This window comes from Candidatus Bathyarchaeota archaeon, assembly GCA_029882535.1.
In the GTDB taxonomy this organism is placed as follows: Archaea; Thermoproteota; Bathyarchaeia; order Bathyarchaeales; family SOJC01; genus JAOUKM01.
On record JAOUKM010000033.1, the window covers coordinates 1 to 16,302 of the forward strand.

A 16,302-nucleotide genomic window follows, 5' to 3' on the forward strand; every position below is an offset into this window, starting at 1 on the left:
GACCTTGCCGAATGGTTGCTCCAATCATAGAAGAACTAGCAAAAGAATACGCTGGCGAAATAGTCTTTGGCAAACTTGATGTGGATGAAAATCCCGAAACCGCCACACGATTCAGCATAATGGGCGTCCCAACTCTACTGATTATGAAAAACGGAACAGAAGCCGACCGTATAGTCGGAGTAGCCCCAAAACTATTAATTCAAAACAAACTAAAGCGATACGTCTAGGCGAGAAACCGTGGACACATCAGAAAAAAGAATCATAGGCTCACTAATTCTACTTGCAGGCTTAACCTTCCTCTCGATAGCATTATACACAAACCAACTAACCAAAGTCGCAGAACTAATGAAAAGCATTTTCGGACCCGCAGTGGCAGGCATGCCATAAACAAATATTCCAAGAAGGAAAAGAAAGAATGCCCATACTCCGCGAAAAAGGAGAAAAAGACGGACTCTTAGAAACCGCAAAACTAATGCTAGTCTCAGCAAGAACCGCGCCCAAATCTGGAGGAATCGACGACATAGTCACGGCAATAGTCTATGGCAAAGATAAAGACGAAATCGCAGCAGAAATGGATAAAATGGCAGAAGAAAGAAACAGCAAAGGATTCAAACGAGACAGCAAAAACCTACGCGATTCTGAAGTGGTGCTACTAATCGGCGTAAAAGGACCAATATCCTTTGGCATCAACTGCGGTGCGTGTGGCTACGCGACTTGCGAAGCTTTTGAAAAAGCTGGAAAAAAGCAAGGTCAAGATTTTGTAGGACCCACTTGCATCTTTAAAGCCTTAGATATGGGCATCGCCTTAGGCTCAGCAGCAAAAATAGCAAGCCTCCTAAATGTCGATAACCGAATAATGTACCGAATTGGAACCGCTGCAAAAAGACTGAAATTACTACCGGAAGCGCATATCATCATGGGAATACCGCTATCCGCCACTGGCAAAAACATCTACTACGATCGTTCCATATAGAAGAATCCCAATTTCAATTCTCTTTAAACAAACTATACCGATGCTAAGCGTGCTTTTCCGCTTTTTCGTGCATTTTCTCTAAAGTCCAGTGAATACTTGATCTAAGCTCGCGCAGTCTATCTGCCGTAACGTTTTTAATCACAATCTCTCGAATAGCATCACCGTCTAAAATTAATTCGTAAGAAAAGATTTTATCGGGAGTTATTTCACCCTTACTTGCGGCTTCGCTGTCTTTTTCTTGCATCTTGCTTAGAACACGCTCGATCAAAAACTGTTGAAAAGGTGGAGTTTTCACGTTAAATGTCCTATCTTTGGCGATTGTCACACACATAGACTCTTGACTCATGTATAGATTCGCTAGAAGCCCTCCTGTCACTGCTTTAAGAGGAACAACAGTTTCATATTCCATAACGGGCGGCAAAGCAAGTGCCTTGGCACGTTTTGGCTTTGCAATCTCAACTCTTTTAAATCCTTTTTCCAATAAAATTTTGTTAACGAATTCAAGCAGAATTTTCAAACTTTCCAAATCGGCTTCTGCGTCTGCAATCTTCTTTTCAAGCAGCGTCTTAAACTCGGCAAGCTTCTTCATTTTATCAATTTCGTTACTCTTTTCTTCTCTTGCCACAGTCTTTCCCAAGGCAAAACTATCAACTACGTTCCTTATGAAAGCTTGCATTCTTCAACAAAGCGAAACTAATCAAAGAAGGGTAACATTTTATTTGAATTTGAGTTAAATATAAGTTTGTCCCACAAGTCATAAAACTGAAATCTCCTAAATCAGTTTAAAAATCAAATGTATTTTACCCTGAAGTAATGGGATATAAGATGTTGGATGAAGAAGAATTTCGGAAATTTTTGAAAAGAAGTGGGCGGTCGCAGAGTGCCATCAAGCGGTGTGTTGTGTATATGACGGAATTTGAGCGTTATTTGCAAGAGTACCGAGGTGGCAAAAAGCCTGACGAAGCATGTCCCGAGGATCTCAAAGCCTTTGTGTTGTGGGGTGAAAAGGAGCTGAAACCGCGAGTCAAGGGATACTTGTGGAGTATTCGTTACTATTATGAGTATACCTCGAACGAGGGAATGCGAAAACTTGCAAATGAGTTTCGTGAGCAAAGGATTAAGCGAGCGTCTTTTGCGTTAAAGAGGTTTCGAGGCGTTAACGCTGAATATGTAAAGAGGCTTGCTGCTCTAGGTATTCGAAACGTGGAAGAGATGGTGGAGTCGGGACGAACAGGCAGTGGAAGGAAGGAGTTGTCGGCGAAGACTGGTATACCGCTCGAATCTGTTCTGGAGTTCGTGAAGCTCTCAGACTTGGCGCGAATCCCAGGTGTCAAAAATATTCGTGCACGACTATACTATGATGCTGGAGTTGATACCATCGAGAAACTGGCAGAATGGGATTCGAGAGCGCTCAGAGCAATGCTCATTGAATTTATCGAACGAACTGAATTCGATGGAATAGCTCCATTGCCCAAAGAAGCGAAGAGTACTGTTGCAACTGCCAAGAAATTGTCAAAAATAGTAGAATACTAACAAGCTTTAAAAAAGAGAATACGTATAGTTTATCCAAGTGAGGCTTTCGAAAGCTTTGACTTAAAAGTTTTAGGTTCATTCGTGCGTGGTTCGTAAAGTGACTTCGTTTCCACTCCATATGTCTCCTTTAAGAATTTCTCAAATTCGTTGAATGCAAGGCTGTCTGTTTCGTTAAATTTTAAGCAAAGAGGCTTGCCTTGATATACTCCACTTAGATCATACAGGGCTATTTTTTTAGAGAGTTCAGAGTCCATTGTCAAAGCTTCCACCAATTGCTCCGAAGGTTGTTGCTGGAAAACCCAAGCAGTGTATGAAACATCTATTACACTGTATGATTCTCCTTTAGGAACCGCAAGTTTTTTTCTAGAAGCAATTTTTTTGAAGGTAGAGGTATGAATTGTTCGTGTTCCAATAAAATTGTGGTATTCATCATCTATTTTTATTATGTCTTCATAATCGGAAGCCTTCCAACCTTTATGGCGACATGATTCTTTGAAATGCTTTAAAAGGTCCCAGACTCTAGGCATTTTCGAGAGTTGAGCCAATCTAAACACATCACTGAAAGATTTTTATAGAACTATATTCTAGTTCTCGCCGTAGGATTTAAACTTATTCTACATAAATTTCGCAAAATCGTAGCCAAGATAGTGGATCTTTAAAATAATTGACGAAGAAATTTCGTTTTTCCTACAGTTTTCCGATAGCAAAGGATAAATTACGCAAACTGTAAACACTTGTCTTTGTTGAGAAGGCTCACTTTATGAAGGCGAAAAATCAACTCGTTTTTCTTGATGATTTAGATTGTGCTATACTAAGGATTCTTCAAGTAAACGCTAGACAAACCTACACAGAAATTGGGCGGCGTTTAAATTTGGCGCATTCTACGATTTATGATCATATAAAGAAAATGGAAGAACGTGGAATTATCAAGAAGTATGCTGTTGTGATTGACCATAAAAAGGCTGGAGTGGATTTTCTTACTGCTATTGTGACTATTTTCACTGATCCGAAAGAAAGTGATATGGTTGCGAAAAAACTGGCGAAACACAAACAGGTGTCGGAAGTTTTTACTTCGCTCTCTGAGGAATTGCTTATAATTGCGAAAATAGTGGCGGAAAACCAAGAGAAACTGCATTCCTTTATCGCGCAATTTGTTGCTCCTCTACCGGGTGTGCTGCGGATTCGAACTTCCATTATTACAAGGAAATACAAAGAAGAAAATTTCTCCCTCTAGGCCAGAGATTAATTAGGCGTCTTTAAGGTCAGCTTTTCAGCAAGTTTTAGGGTATCTTACTAGTTTTTCTTTGTCGTCTCTTTACCCAAGACATTGTTATAAAGATGGCAGCGATGAGCATAGCATTTAGGCTTATCCAAGTGTGGTGTAGAGGCGACTTTATAGAAACCGTGAAACCTCCCACAATGGAAGATTTGTAGTGAGCGGTAGCTGTGTGAGGTGCGTTCATGTATATATGGATTGATTTGACGCCATCGCCTTGCGAGACGCCGTCTACAGTCCAGTTGAGGAATGTATAACCTGTAACAGAAGGCGCTGTAAGAGGCACATTCGTAGACTCGTCATACCAGCCTGTACCTGGAATTGCCACAATTCCTGACGGGTTGGTTTTAACTGTTAGGTAGTATTGTGTTTTCCAGCTTGCTATTGCGGTTTTTGGTCCATCCATGAGAATTGGGTCGCTTTGAGCGTAGTTTGTTCCTGAGGCGTCTCCGCCCCAAGAAGTGAATATTCTGCGAGTTCCATTTCCATGATCTATTGTGCTAATGTTTAAAGTTGCGTAAGCAGTGCTGCCACTGTCATACAAGCCTTCCCCACCTAAGGTGCCGTAGGGAGAGGAGACTGTCAAACAATATTGTGGCAATGTTACTGTGACGCTGGTTGTGCTTAGGCATGCGTTATCGTCTGTGTCTTTTTCGCCGGGCACTGTTGATGCTCCTGTGTTAATGAAATACGTTCCTACTAGAGCACCTGTTGTGGTCCAGTTGAAATTGAGCGTCTCTGTTGTGTTTGGCTGTAGGTTTGTGACTGTTTTTGTTTCGAGGAGTGTATCGTTGAAGTAGCAGTTTACAGTGAACGTCTCAGGCTCTGTTCCTTCGTTCTCAACAACAACTTCTACTGTTACATTTTCTCCTTGCGTTACTGTGGGGGGTGAGGGAAGTTGACTTATGATCGCAACATCATGTATTACGATTTTGACTGTTGAAAGAAAGGTGCATATGTTGTTTGTTTCGTTGCTTTCGGTAATTTCGTAGCTTGAGTCAGCTTCAGCATTTATTGAGTATGTTCCTGGCGGTATGCCTGTGGTGTCCCATGCAAACGAGATGGTGGTTTGACCGCCTGTTGCCAGATTGTAAACACGTATAACCCCAATTGGGTTACTGTCGTAGTGACATGTAACATTGAAGGTTTCAGAGATGTTGCCAAGGTTTTTCACTGTTACGTCCACTGCAACAGTATCGCCTTGACAAATAATGGTGCTTGTAGAAACTTGGCTAATTGCAGCCACGTCACGTATTATCGCGGTAACCGTAATATCGGTGTCACCGCTGTCTGAGACTGGGTTGCCACTAAACGTGTCTGTTCCTGAGGCTATAATGTCCTCTTTGTGATTTAGGGATATTAAGCTGGGAGAAGTTGGCGTTATGCTTATTCTAAAGGTTAATGTTGCGTTTGTTCCAGGAGCTAGAGTTCCAACGTTCCATACAATTTTTGGAGGTGGGAGCGCAATGATAAAACCTTGGCTTGGTGTTCCTACACTTACGAAGGTCGCATCTGAAGAGATTGTTTCATTTACTTTGACATTGGAGACATTGCTGCCTCCAATGTTCGTTACAATGATTGTCAATTCATAAACTGTTTGTAATCCAACAATTGGCGGATCTTCTCCACTTATGACAGCGGTTTTAACTTTATCGACAAACAATTTTCCCATTTGACTAGGCGAATACAAAGTTACAGCTTCAAAGCTTGTGCAGTTATTGTTGTTTTCATCAATTTCAGTTATGGCATTGCTAGAGTCAGCCATTGCGAGAATATAGTATGTGTTTGGCTCGACTCCTGTTGTATCCCATGCAAAAATTGTGTTGGTTGAGGTCTTTTGTGCTAAGTTTGTTATGGTTTGATAGCTTATTGGGTTAGTGCCATAAAAGCATGTGACGTTGAAGGTTTCAACGAAATCCCCCATGTTGGACACTGTTACATTTATGTTAACTAGTGTTCCTTGAACCACACTTGTCTTGTCTGGAACTTGAGACACCGTGACTACATCGTGAACTGGTGCTGGCTGAATTGTTACTATTGCAGGTGAGGTGCACCAGTTGTCTTGTTCGTCTGTTTCAGTTATTGCTGCCCTCGAGTCGGCCCAGCTTGTAATTGTATAGTTGCCTACAGGTATGCCTATCGTATCCCAGTCAAAAGTAAGTGTTGTTTGTTGTCCAGCAGTTAAATTAGCCACAAGTTTTGTTCCAATTGCAGTGTTGTTGAAGTAACATGTGACATTGAAGGCTTCAATTTGAGTACCTTTGTTTTCTAAACCTACTTGAATTGTGACATGCTCACCCTGCTTCACAATTTGAGGTGTGGGAACTTGGCTTATTGCTGCAACATTGTGAACTATTATAGGTTGCTCTTCATCTATTCGGTCTGCTGTAGGAGATTGGTCAAGGTTGGGATTTTGCTGATCCGTTGACCAGAACAACTTGTAGGAGGCAGGATCTCCAATAGAAGCCCAGTTTATATACATTTCAATTTGATCGGGAACGACTATCCTCCATCCCCCAATATTTGGGTCAGTAATTTTATAGTTGGCGTAATTTGTAGGAGGCCATGGCTCATATTCGCCAAAATTGTTGTCGTTGTTCGCGTCAAAGAGTAAATACATTTCTCCGAGTCCATTATGATCAGTATCTTCTACGAAAAGAACGTATTCAGCGTCGATTACATTTCCGCCACTATAATACATATTGTTGTCAAAATCAATGAACCATTTGTATCTGCCGTCTCGATTTGGCCATTTCATGCCCGGTATGTCGTAACATTGAAGCTTCAAGTAGAGATAGTCATTGTCGTATTGATAATAGGCATATTCAACGTCCCGCCAATCGTCTGCTGCCCCATCTTCGTTCTTGTCCCAATCAATTTCAATCCACTGTTGCGGCCATGTTGGCTGAGCAGAAACATAAGGTATTTCGATAACTGCAAAATTAAATGAAATAACTAGAATTAGCATCAGACCTACGATAACTCTTAGCAGGCTGAACTTCAAGGGTTCTCCTTCTCCCTCGGCAACTAACTATTTAGATCCAAAGACGATTTAAAGTTTCTGGAACTATTTTCTATTAGCTACCGTTAATTTGTATAAAAGATTCATCTAAAAAAAGATTTTGTTAACATAATCTTTATTGCAAGTCTCTTGTTGAATTAAGATAAAAAATAAGTTCCCTCATTTTGAGCATACATAAAACTAAAAAAGAACTAACAATAAATTTACGCATTTGACCATAATAACACGTGACCCTTTGGTGGTGACAATGCAAAAAATAAAACGACGGTTCATAAAAGAAAAAGAAGCAAAAAAACTGCTCTCAGAACTCTTCAAAAACACGAAAATAAACCTTCAAGAGTTACCAACATTAAAGCCGCCCATCGAAATCGCTAAAACAAACAATGAAGAAATATTTTTCATTAACAAAGAACCAATCTTTGCAAAATCAAACAACAAGCTCTTCCCCACATTAGCATCAGACAAAATCCTAAAGAATCTGCCAAAAGCCACAGTCAACATGGGAGCAATCCCACACATTTGCAACGGAGCAGACATCATGGCTCCAGGCATCGTCCACTACGAAGGAACTTTCAACAAAGAAAACATCGTCATAATCTCCGACGAACGCCACCAAAAACCCATAGCCATCGCCATAGCACTTTACAATACCAAAGAAGCAAAAAACCTTGAACACGGAAAAATCCTGAAAAACATCCACTACATAGGAGACAAAATATGGAACACAATAAAACAACTAAACCAAACAAAATGAAACAGAAGGCCATATTTGGTGTCTATTAGAAGCATATAGCAGACTGTCTAGTCAAAGCAACAAACCCACAAAAACTCCAACTCTTTCAATAATACTAAGGCTTTATAACTACATCATAAATTAAAACAGTGTGGAGACAAGCAGATGTCAAAGATAAAAGAAGCAATAATACTCTGTGGCGGACAAACTTGGATGCTGAAACCAGAAGCCCAAATACCTAAGCCACTACTAAGTCTCGGCGACCAGACAATCATCGAAAAGCAAGTTAACTGGCTCGCAAAACACGGATTTAAAAAAATAGTTCTTGCAGTAAGTAAAGACCTCCTCGGATACATCGTATTAAAAACTGGTGTCTATAAAAAATTCAAACAAACAAAAACTGCTAAGGTAACAATGTCAATCGAAGACAGCAACCTTGGCACAGGGGGCGCCTTGAAAAAAGCATGCCAACAAATCCAAAGCGAAACATTCTACGCATGTAACGTTGACAACCTTGCATTCGATTTTGATCCAAATAAGCTACTTATAGAATCCGACAATTCAATAGTTGTACTGCTAGCAAAACCTACAATACCCTATGGAAAAGTCAAAATCAAAAATGATTACATCAAAAATTTTGAAGAAAAACCCCGACTAGATTTCTACGTAAACGCTGGACACTATGCTATGAAAAAAAGCATCATACTAAAACACTTCCCTACTACAGGAGACTTCGAAAAAATGGTGCTGCCAAAACTAGCAACGCAAAACGCTCTAAAAGGCTTTAAATACCATGGCACATGGATAACCATCGACACATTCGATGATTACATGAATGCCCTCAACCTATTCGGGGCTTAAACTTAAATCCCAAGAAATAAAACAACAAATAGGTAGGATTCTCTATGGTCATAGCTGGAAAAGTCTTCAAACTAACTCAACCTCAACCACTAGACGAGATCGAATCAAAACTGGAGAACTACAAATTCCAAGAAGAATATTCAGAAGGTGACTACAACTTTACACTAATAACAGAAATAGCAAACCTATTACCAAAAGAAAATGCCGTTACAGGAATCTACTCCCATGACTACGTCATACGCGTATTTCATAGAGGCAAAGTCATTCCAATACCAAAAACCATAGAAGCGGTTTTCAGCTTCCGGCATTTTGACGGAAAAGTGCTGTTAACAGTAGTTGAGAAAAAGCGAATGGCAAACTTCATCGCCAACAAAATAAGCGATATCCTATTTGAAAAAGTTGGAAAAATAATTGAAGCACAAATTCCGCCCAAAACTCTTCAAAATTTCCACTTGAAAAATCCAGAAGACACCAAGATAACTTTCTTCGATAACGTAGACATTCCCAATATAGACAAACTCTCACTCTATGGACCAAATTTAGTTGGCACTTCAGTTTTTGATGAGTATTCTAAGCACGGAAACGTTTGGTATATTGTAACACGGGCAAAAGAATATGGATATGTCGTTGGAATCACGCGAGACGCTTCTGTAACAATATTCAACCTGACAGATAAAGAGAAGTACTTAGAATACGTTGCAAAAGAAATCCACTCTCTAATCATCTAGGAGCTACTATTCTTGCCAAGGATGTCGTTCTATTTTCAAAGAAACACTCTTTACTGGAGCTGTGGGCAATGGGATTTCCTTAGGCAACTTTTCAAGTGACACTATACCTTTCGAAAGCTTCGCTGCTGCTTGCAGAGCAGGTGCCCGAAAATAGTAACAGTAAACTGGGTTACCATCACAAAAATGTTTCAAATCAAAGTCAGAAAGCTCCTCATCAATATTTTCTGCTGACATTTTCACGCACTTTTTCTTTGAAGCGTTTGAAAGGTATGGGCACTTCATTTTTGGCACGTCTGTTTTTGTGTTGAACAGTTTTAATGTTTTTCAAATCTACACTATGTCTTTAGCGAGACATATAGTAAATATTACTATGTCAGAATTAGAATTTAAACATTCCGTTTTAGGAGATGTAGACAATGTGTATGCTTTTTATTTTCTTATGTAATTTGTTAGGTGAGGCTTGGTTTGTTTGATTGTTGGCATTCTTGGAAAGGATGTTGAGGGATGGGGAACTGTGCAGTTAAGAGAGTCTCTGAAGAGAAGGGATGCGTCTTTTGTGTTTTTCAGTTTTCCCAGTCTTGTAGCGAAAGTTGGTTATCGGTGTGCTGTAGGAGTAAATGATATTGATGTCGCTAGGGATTTGCCGGCATTGATTATTCGGCATGTTGGTCGTGGTTCGCTTGAGGAGATTATTTTTCGGATGGACTTGTTGCACAGTCTTGAGCGTCGGGGTGTCTTGGTTGTTAATCCTGCTGGAGCGATTGAGCGGTGTGTGGATAAGTATTATGCGTTGGCGCTTTTGGATGAGAGTGGGTTGCCAGTGCCGCGGACTGTAGTGACTGAAAGTGTAGAGGAGGCTTTAGTAGGTTTTCATGAACTGGGAGGTGATGTAGTTTTGAAGCCTCTTTTCGGATCGCAGGGAGTTGGTTCGACACGGATTTTCGACGCAGATGTTGCTGCGCGAATTTTCAGTTCCATAAGGTTTTATCATGGGGTCCTTTATCTTCAAGAGTTTGTGCCTCATGGAGATTCTGATATTCGTGCTTTTGTGGTGGGTGATCGTGTTGTTGCTGCCATGCGGAGAGTTGGGGATTCGTGGAAGACTAATGTGAGTCAGGGTGCTCGACCTGTAGCGATTCAGATTAGCGAAGAATTGGAGGCTTTGGCGGTTAAAGCAGCGAAGGTTGTTGATTGTAGAGTTGCGGGTGTGGACATTCTGGAAAGCAAGGATGGACCATTGATTATTGAGGTTAATAGTCAGCCGGGGTGGCGTGGGTTGCAGTCTGTTACGCAAGTAGATATTGCAGATTGTATTGTTGATTATGTGTTGTCCGAGGTAAAAAGAAGATGAGCATAATAACAGAAAATGTAGCAGTTTTAAAGATTGATGTTGCTAATGCTCAAATGAAAAGTAAAGAAGATCTTGTGGCTAGAGAAGTTCCGTTGCATGTTTTTCTAGGTGGAATTCACTTTGTTTCTATTCTTTGTTCGCCGGCTTTGTTGAAAGAACTAGTAGTGGGACACTTGTTGGGCGAGGGTTTAGTGAGTTCGGTAGATGAGATTGTTAGTGTAGATTTTGATGGTGAAAATCGTTGTGAAGCAACTTTACGAAAGACTGATATTGAGAAGCATGTTGTTGTTTCGAAGCCTTTTGCACAGTTGATTGTTTCTGCGTGTAGTGGTATAGGTTATAGATCGCTTGGGGAATTGCTTGACACCATTGAGTTGAAAAGTTTGCCTTTTTGGCAGATTGAGGCGAAGATTCTTTCAGAGTGTGTTAGACTGTTGAATGTGCTGGCTAGTACATTCAGGAAAACTGGAGGTGTGCACGTTGCTGCGTTGTTTAAGCGTGATGGGGATTTAGTTGCGTTGGCTGAGGATGTGGGAAGGCATAACGCGGTTGACAAGGTGATTGGTGTGGCATCTTTGAGCCAACAGGATTTAAGCGGGTGTTTTTTGGCTTTGAGTGGACGGTTAACTGGGGATATTGTTTTAAAGGCGGCGCGCGCGGGGGTTTCGATTGTGGCGTCTTTGGCTGGAGCAGTTGATTCGGGTGTAAAAGTTGCTGAGAAGACTGGGGTGACTTTGGTGGGGTTTGTGAGGGGAAATGGAATGAATGTTTATGCACATTCAGAGAGAATCAAGGTGTGAGAGTTTTTGTGGTTTTATCTAGACTTTATATGCTCCAAAGTATTCAACTCTGGCTCAAACGTTTTCATTTTTCTTTTTACCTCCCTTCAAGGCAAAGATGAGGCAAGCTATTCCACCAAGAAACACGCCTAGACCTGTTGCGTAGATAAGCACGCCGTGTGTAGCGTATAGGTAAGATATTCCTAGAATTATCAGTATGACTCCACAAGTCAAAATTAAGGGGACATAGTATTTAGCGTATGCCCGATATTTCGTCCATGAAACACTCATAAGCGCGAACATTAAACCTACTTGATAGAGGTCTGTTCCAACCCAGTTGATTAAACCTAAAAACACAAGGCTCAACCCAAGAACAATAAAAACGCCTAGGTTGATTGTGTCACTCTTCACTTTCTTTTTTATTCCTAAAGAACCGAAAAGTAGAAACACAAGTCCTGTGACAATGATGCCCGTGGAAGTCTGTATTATTCTGCTAAGGTCAGCGAATATGTAATGGCTGGTGTCTATTCCCAAAAATCCAAACACATAACTTAATCTTCCAAACAAGGTGTTAGCATATATCCAAGACAAAAATCCAAGTAAAACACACGCTATTCCCATTCCAACAATGATACCGTTGCCGACTTTTTCATCCATTTTTAACACCTAACCAAACTTATTTGCATTCTTCTTCCTCTTTTTCATTTTGGCTAGGGAGGTGATGGAGCATTAGACCCGCAAAGAACATTAAACCTCCAACAACGAGCAAAACACTAATTACTCCAGATTCTTGGTTCGACATCCTCTGTAGTACTGCAACTATAATCAAAATAGGAACCTCCCCAGTTCAAGTATCAATCCGTTGTTGTTTATTAAAATTTCGCTTTTGTCCGTCATTTTCCCATTTCCACCTTTTATTCTCTTTCTGCCCTTCCCCTAGGGCTAGGCGGTGACATGCCTCCGACACAGTTAGCGTTGGCTTAAAGTTTTAAACATATCCTGCTAACGGTTATCTTCTCTATGTTTTCACTCTATGCATGGAATCTTAGCCTCAGCAAGTATCTCCTTCACAATCTGGTCGTCGCTGACGCTGCTTCTTTCAGGAACCAGCTTGACAGCTATTACTGCCTTTTTCATTGATACCACCTTAAAATCTCTCTGGATGAGAGCCAAAATGCGTTATATCACCACACACAACAACTACATCTACGTGATACAGTTTCGCCTTTAAAGTGGTTTTTCGAAAAGCTTCGGCGTTGCCGTGAAAGTCGGTAGTTGCTAGGATTCTCAAATAGCACACTTTGGTATACATGAAATAAAGAAATGAAGTCTAAGGTTTATAAACTTCTAGATTTTTTCTTTGTTAGAAGCTTATAAACTTGGAAACCTATCTCACATGCATACGGTTAGGGGGTTTTCCATTCCTCAACGATGTAAAAAAATGTTTCCATAACTTTTCTTATAATAGGCGTACATTTCTCTTTTAGAACGTTTTCGTCCCTGAATTTTCTTTTCCCTTCCAGTTCAGATAGGTTGCAGCCTGAAAGTTCAATGCAATGGATAGAACCAAATTCTCCAGCAATTCTACTAAGGAATTCGAACACCGGACGTTTTGTATTGAGGAAGAGTTGGTTTGGATTTTCTCTTCCGTATTTTTGGCTTATTCCCATTACAGCAACGTTTATTGCTCCACAAATGTTGCCAGTTCTTGCAATTCCGCCTCCATAAGCTGTTGCCGTTTTAGGGTTCGCGTCTATTCCGTAATAATGTCTGAAAATTGCTAGGTAAACGGATTCTGCACAATTCCAATGCTCTACGTTGAAATAGTGCAAGGCCTTGTTCAATATCTCTTCTTTTGCTTCGCTGTCTACCATACGAATACAATAATCATTCAAAGATTTAAAGCAAACTCAGAATTGCTCGCACATGACAGACAAGCGCAAGAAGATGTGCTTCGCAACAATCGCGCACGAAATACATAAGTTCGTCAGTTACTAACTATGAAATTCTAAAAGATGGATGGACTTAAATGGAAGTATCCTTTGTAGAATTTCAGAAACTTGATATGCGAGTCGGGCAGGTTTTGGAAGCCAGCCAAGTCCCGGGTTCGAGAAATCTCATAAGAATGATTGTGGATTTCGGAAACGAAAAAAGGCAAGCAGTTGCTGGCCTTCTGCAATGGTACAAACCTGAAGAGTTAGTGGGCAAAAAGTATGCCTTCATCCTAAATCTTCAACGAAGAAAGTTCATGGGCATAGAATCCCAATGTATGATTTTAGCCGCTGAAAATGATAAAGGGAATGTTATATGCTTGCAGCCTGAAAAGGATATCGAGCAAGGAAGCAAAATAAGCTAATGCACGTATACGAATAGGCAAAGTGGTGATTGAATGTCGGAAATTATAAAAGATGCGGCTCATGGTGGTGTAGGCTGGTCTCCCCGAATGACGTCGCTACGCGATGAACTTGGAAAGATTTGGCGAGTGTGCGGCGTGGAATCCGAGTGGTCCCCTCTCAAAGCAGTTTTGATGCATCGACCAGGACCTGAGATTGAAACTATTACAGACGCCAACCGCACTCTGATGCTTGACGTACCAAACGCTGTTCTGACCAGACACCAACATGACAGCTTGGTTGCAGCCTATCGGAACGCTGGCGTCACTGTGTTCTACGTTGAACCGTGTGATACCCCTCCCCCCAACCAGATGTTCGTAGCCGATCTCTTCTTCATGACGCCTGAAGGGGCGATCTTGGCACGTCCAGCATCTACCGTCCGTGCTGGCGAGGAGCGATTCGTTGCTCAGAAACTTGCTGAATTGCGCATTCCGATCCTGCGCTCTGTACGAGGAAAAGGAGTCTTTGAGGGAGCAGACGCGTCGTGGGTTGATTCGAATACTGTCATTCTGGGAACAGGACTACGTACTAACGCTGAGGGCGCAGATCAGGTGGCAAGCCTTCTTCATGAGATGGATGTCGAGGTTATCAAGGTAGTTCTACCTGACGCAGCAATGCACTTAATGGGAACCTTGCGTTTTATTGACCGGGACCTTGCCGTTTGCTGGCAAACCCGAATCTCTCAAACAGCTGTTAAGGCTCTTCGAGACCACGGATACGCTGTTACCTTCATTCCCGATGAAGAGGAAGCAGTACATGGGATGGCTCTCAACTTTGTGGCATTAGGTCCAAAGCGGATCTTAATGCCATCGGGCAATCCTAAAACTCAATCCTTCTATGAAAATATGGGAATCAAATGCATAACAGTGAAAGTAGACGAACTTCACAAAGCAGCTGGAGGAATTGGCTGCCTAACAGGCATCCTCAAACGGGAGCCAAGTAGATAGGGATGGGCACATCAAATTGGATAATATTTTTTATTGTTTTTTAGTCCTTTAGCTTCGGGTCATTAGCATAAAGGTAATTGCTGTCCTATCAAGTCCTAACTTGGATGGCGCATGCGGTTCACCTTTTCCCTAAAAAATGAAGACTCCAGTCAGAGGGCTTGCATATGTACTCCGCACCTATCAGATGCTAAGAGAAACTTAGAGAAATAATGCGTTTACTGGTGGAACGGAAGGCTAGGGTAGAGCTTGGTTTCTCTGTTCCCTTTGGTCTCTACGCAACTATATCGCTTGTCACTACGACTCTCTGTCATTATAGCCTCTAGAGAACTGATCTCCATAGCTTGTCCCCTTGCATCCATGCATAGTCTGAGCCACTGCTACAATGGCAACTTTTTTTGTCATTTTTTCATCGGGCTATAATAAACTCTATTTCAGCTTAAAACTTTGGGGAAATCACTCCCACTCAAATAAGGTGCTTCAATACCTGTGTAGATTTTACGTTTGTTTAAGCAAGGAGGCTAGATAGTCTGTTGATATGTTTGCTCCGCTGATGATCACTGCGACTTTCTCTTCAGGTTTTGGATGGTATTTGAATAGGAGAGCTGCTAGAGAGGCTGCTCCTGAAGGTTCAGCCAGTATGTGAGCGTTATGTAGAAGTGCCAACACGGCTTCACCGATTTCCTCTTCACTTACCAACAGGATGGTATCCACGTATCTCTTGATTATTCCAAAGGTTAGGTCAAGTGGTTTCCTAGCAGCTAAACCGTCTGCAACCGTGTTAACAGAATCTACTTCTACGATTTTTCCAGCCCTCCAAGATCGGTAGACAGCTGGAGCTCCCTCGGATTGAACCCCCACTATCCTTAATTTTGGGTTCAACGTTTTCGCGGCGATAGATATTCCAGATATGAGGCCGCCACCGCCTACAGGAACGATTATAGCGTTTAAATCTGGGACATCTTCGAGCAATTCTAAACCAACGGTTCCCTGTCCCGCGACTACGAAAGGGTCTTCAAAGGGATGCACAAAGGTTGCTCCAGCTTCCTTTTGTATCTCAAGAGCCTTAGAGTACGCTTCATCGTAGTCCTTTCCATATTTTACGATATCAGCCCCATAACTTTCTATGGCTTCAACTTTTTCTTTCACAGCGTTTTCGGGCACAACAACCACGGCTTTAGCTCCATAAATCTTAGCTGCGTAGGCCACGGCTAATCCATGGTTTCCGGAGGAGGCGGTAACCAAGCCTCTCTCTAGTTCTGCTGGGGAGAGACTACATATCTTGTTGACGGCACCTCTTATCTTGAAGACTCCCACCGGCTGAAAACATTCAAGCTTTAAGTAAACTTCTGCGCCTGTCCTCTGACTGAAAACATTAGACAGGTAGGTTGGAGTTTTGGTTACGAGGTTTCTTATTTTTCTACGAGCTTCAAGTATGCTTCGAAAACTTACAACCTCTTCCTTCATATGTTATGCCTTCAGTTCGCTAGAGGATACAGGGTAAAACAGCCTTCTCAAACGCTACACTTATAGTTTATTCTATCGTCAAATAGTCGGCAAGATGCATGCATGCGGATGCTCTAGGGCCCCTACGTGCTGAAATCTGTTCCAAGTGCGATCGTCCGTAATGTGCCTATGGCATTCTTGAGGGGTTTGGGGGTTAAAATTTAGTCCAACCAACCAACCAACCAACTTGGACGACGGTAAAC

20 protein-coding genes are annotated in these 16,302 nt (G+C 41.6%); 12 read left to right on the plus strand and 8 right to left on the minus strand.

Annotated elements, in window-relative coordinates; translation table 11 throughout:
* The 3 genes from OEX01_07765 to OEX01_07775 all read left to right on the plus strand — a co-directional run.
* The coding region (locus tag OEX01_07765) for a thioredoxin family protein (GenBank protein ID MDH5448877.1) at positions 1–227 on the plus strand (227 nt) is incomplete at its 5' end.
* A 10-nt stretch (positions 228–237) separates the two neighbouring features.
* Complete coding sequence (locus OEX01_07770; GenBank protein ID MDH5448878.1) at positions 238–387, plus strand: hypothetical protein; 150 nt, start codon at positions 238–240, stop codon at positions 385–387.
* Positions 388–415: 28 nt separating this feature from the next.
* Entirely contained in the window at positions 416–973 is a 558-nt protein-coding gene (locus tag OEX01_07775) for a DUF2148 domain-containing protein (protein MDH5448879.1), read from the plus strand.
* Positions 974–1,016: 43 nt separating this feature from the next.
* On the opposite strand, the gene OEX01_07780 is transcribed toward OEX01_07775, so the two are convergent.
* Positions 1,017–1,649 (minus strand): hypothetical protein, encoded by a 633-nt coding sequence (locus OEX01_07780; GenBank protein MDH5448880.1) that lies wholly within the window; start codon positions 1,647–1,649, stop codon positions 1,017–1,019.
* Between the two features lie 137 nt (positions 1,650–1,786).
* On the opposite strand from OEX01_07780, the gene OEX01_07785 reads away from it, so the two are divergent.
* Positions 1,787–2,506 (plus strand): DUF4332 domain-containing protein, encoded by a 720-nt coding sequence (locus OEX01_07785; GenBank protein ID MDH5448881.1) that lies wholly within the window; start codon positions 1,787–1,789, stop codon positions 2,504–2,506.
* A gap of 29 nt (positions 2,507–2,535) precedes the next feature.
* Here the strand turns inward: OEX01_07785 and OEX01_07790 are convergent, their stop codons facing one another.
* Complete coding sequence (locus OEX01_07790) at positions 2,536–3,033, minus strand: hypothetical protein (GenBank protein MDH5448882.1); 498 nt, start codon at positions 3,031–3,033, stop codon at positions 2,536–2,538.
* Positions 3,034–3,266: 233 nt separating this feature from the next.
* Between OEX01_07790 and OEX01_07795 the strand changes: the two genes are divergently transcribed.
* Positions 3,267–3,740, plus strand: a complete 474-nt coding sequence (locus tag OEX01_07795) for an Lrp/AsnC family transcriptional regulator (protein MDH5448883.1) — start codon at positions 3,267–3,269, stop codon at positions 3,738–3,740.
* 46 nt (positions 3,741–3,786) lie between these two features.
* Here OEX01_07795 and OEX01_07800 read toward each other — a convergent pair whose 3' ends face one another.
* Positions 3,787–6,786, minus strand: coding sequence for a hypothetical protein (locus tag OEX01_07800; GenBank protein MDH5448884.1), 3,000 nt, complete (start codon positions 6,784–6,786; stop codon positions 3,787–3,789).
* A 265-nt stretch (positions 6,787–7,051) separates the two neighbouring features.
* Here OEX01_07800 and OEX01_07805 point away from each other — a divergent pair, with 265 nt between their 5' ends.
* From OEX01_07805 to OEX01_07815, 3 genes are all read left to right on the plus strand, one after another.
* Complete coding sequence (locus OEX01_07805; protein MDH5448885.1) at positions 7,052–7,558, plus strand: DUF1947 domain-containing protein; 507 nt, start codon at positions 7,052–7,054, stop codon at positions 7,556–7,558.
* Positions 7,559–7,702: 144 nt separating this feature from the next.
* Complete coding sequence (locus tag OEX01_07810; protein ID MDH5448886.1) at positions 7,703–8,398, plus strand: NDP-sugar synthase; 696 nt, start codon at positions 7,703–7,705, stop codon at positions 8,396–8,398.
* 44 nt (positions 8,399–8,442) lie between these two features.
* Complete coding sequence (locus tag OEX01_07815) at positions 8,443–9,126, plus strand: hypothetical protein (GenBank protein ID MDH5448887.1); 684 nt, start codon at positions 8,443–8,445, stop codon at positions 9,124–9,126.
* 6 nt (positions 9,127–9,132) lie between these two features.
* Here the strand turns inward: OEX01_07815 and OEX01_07820 are convergent, their stop codons facing one another.
* Complete coding sequence (locus OEX01_07820; GenBank protein MDH5448888.1) at positions 9,133–9,417, minus strand: hypothetical protein; 285 nt, start codon at positions 9,415–9,417, stop codon at positions 9,133–9,135.
* A 178-nt stretch (positions 9,418–9,595) separates the two neighbouring features.
* On the opposite strand from OEX01_07820, the gene OEX01_07825 reads away from it, so the two are divergent.
* Together OEX01_07825 and fdhD are read left to right on the plus strand one after the other, a co-directional pair.
* Positions 9,596–10,477 (plus strand): RimK family alpha-L-glutamate ligase, encoded by an 882-nt coding sequence (locus tag OEX01_07825; protein MDH5448889.1) that lies wholly within the window; start codon positions 9,596–9,598, stop codon positions 10,475–10,477.
* A complete protein-coding gene (gene fdhD / locus OEX01_07830; protein MDH5448890.1) occupies positions 10,474–11,277 on the plus strand; it encodes a formate dehydrogenase accessory sulfurtransferase FdhD in 804 nt (267 codons plus the stop codon). The genes OEX01_07825 and fdhD overlap by 4 nt, the downstream gene beginning before the upstream one ends.
* A 54-nt stretch (positions 11,278–11,331) precedes the next feature.
* Here the strand turns inward: fdhD and OEX01_07835 are convergent, their stop codons facing one another.
* From OEX01_07835 to OEX01_07845, 3 genes are all read right to left on the minus strand, one after another.
* On the minus strand, positions 11,332–11,913 hold the full coding sequence (locus OEX01_07835) for a hypothetical protein (protein ID MDH5448891.1): 582 nt from the start codon (positions 11,911–11,913) through the stop codon (positions 11,332–11,334).
* A gap of 490 nt (positions 11,914–12,403) precedes the next feature.
* On the minus strand, positions 12,404–12,568 hold the full coding sequence (locus tag OEX01_07840) for a metallophosphoesterase (GenBank protein ID MDH5448892.1): 165 nt from the start codon (positions 12,566–12,568) through the stop codon (positions 12,404–12,406).
* 94 nt (positions 12,569–12,662) lie between these two features.
* Entirely contained in the window at positions 12,663–13,100 is a 438-nt protein-coding gene (locus OEX01_07845) for a C-GCAxxG-C-C family protein (GenBank protein MDH5448893.1), read from the minus strand.
* A gap of 185 nt (positions 13,101–13,285) precedes the next feature.
* Here OEX01_07845 and metG point away from each other — a divergent pair, with 185 nt between their 5' ends.
* Entirely contained in the window at positions 13,286–13,612 is a 327-nt protein-coding gene (gene metG, locus OEX01_07850; GenBank protein MDH5448894.1) for a methionine--tRNA ligase subunit beta, read from the plus strand.
* Between the two features lie 33 nt (positions 13,613–13,645).
* Positions 13,646–14,596, plus strand: coding sequence for an arginine deiminase family protein (locus OEX01_07855; GenBank protein ID MDH5448895.1), 951 nt, complete (start codon positions 13,646–13,648; stop codon positions 14,594–14,596).
* 495 nt (positions 14,597–15,091) lie between these two features.
* Here the strand turns inward: OEX01_07855 and ilvA are convergent, their stop codons facing one another.
* Positions 15,092–16,060, minus strand: a complete 969-nt coding sequence (ilvA, locus tag OEX01_07860; GenBank protein ID MDH5448896.1) for a threonine ammonia-lyase — start codon at positions 16,058–16,060, stop codon at positions 15,092–15,094.
* Positions 16,061–16,302 lie beyond the last annotated feature (242 nt).

What these genes read in the sequence shown, in the direction of transcription:
- metG (MDH5448894.1), top strand. Translation starts at nt 13,286, where the DNA reads ATGGAAGTATCCTTTGTAGAATTTCAGAAACTTGATATGCGAGTCGGG.
- OEX01_07815 (MDH5448887.1), top strand. Translation starts at nt 8,443, where the DNA reads ATGGTCATAGCTGGAAAAGTCTTCAAACTAACTCAACCTCAACCACTA.
- ilvA (MDH5448896.1), bottom strand. Translation starts at nt 16,060, where the DNA reads ATGAAGGAAGAGGTTGTAAGTTTTCGAAGCATACTTGAAGCTCGTAGA.
- OEX01_07775 (MDH5448879.1), top strand. Translation starts at nt 416, where the DNA reads ATGCCCATACTCCGCGAAAAAGGAGAAAAAGACGGACTCTTAGAAACC.
- OEX01_07855 (MDH5448895.1), top strand. Translation starts at nt 13,646, where the DNA reads ATGTCGGAAATTATAAAAGATGCGGCTCATGGTGGTGTAGGCTGGTCT.
- OEX01_07790 (MDH5448882.1), bottom strand. Translation starts at nt 3,033, where the DNA reads ATGCCTAGAGTCTGGGACCTTTTAAAGCATTTCAAAGAATCATGTCGC.
- OEX01_07785 (MDH5448881.1), top strand. Translation starts at nt 1,787, where the DNA reads ATGGGATATAAGATGTTGGATGAAGAAGAATTTCGGAAATTTTTGAAA.
- OEX01_07835 (MDH5448891.1), bottom strand. Translation starts at nt 11,913, where the DNA reads ATGGATGAAAAAGTCGGCAACGGTATCATTGTTGGAATGGGAATAGCG.
- OEX01_07780 (MDH5448880.1), bottom strand. Translation starts at nt 1,649, where the DNA reads ATGCAAGCTTTCATAAGGAACGTAGTTGATAGTTTTGCCTTGGGAAAG.
- OEX01_07805 (MDH5448885.1), top strand. Translation starts at nt 7,052, where the DNA reads ATGCAAAAAATAAAACGACGGTTCATAAAAGAAAAAGAAGCAAAAAAA.
- OEX01_07840 (MDH5448892.1), bottom strand. Translation starts at nt 12,568, where the DNA reads ATGTATACCAAAGTGTGCTATTTGAGAATCCTAGCAACTACCGACTTT.
- OEX01_07795 (MDH5448883.1), top strand. Translation starts at nt 3,267, where the DNA reads ATGAAGGCGAAAAATCAACTCGTTTTTCTTGATGATTTAGATTGTGCT.
- fdhD (MDH5448890.1), top strand. Translation starts at nt 10,474, where the DNA reads ATGAGCATAATAACAGAAAATGTAGCAGTTTTAAAGATTGATGTTGCT.
- OEX01_07810 (MDH5448886.1), top strand. Translation starts at nt 7,703, where the DNA reads ATGTCAAAGATAAAAGAAGCAATAATACTCTGTGGCGGACAAACTTGG.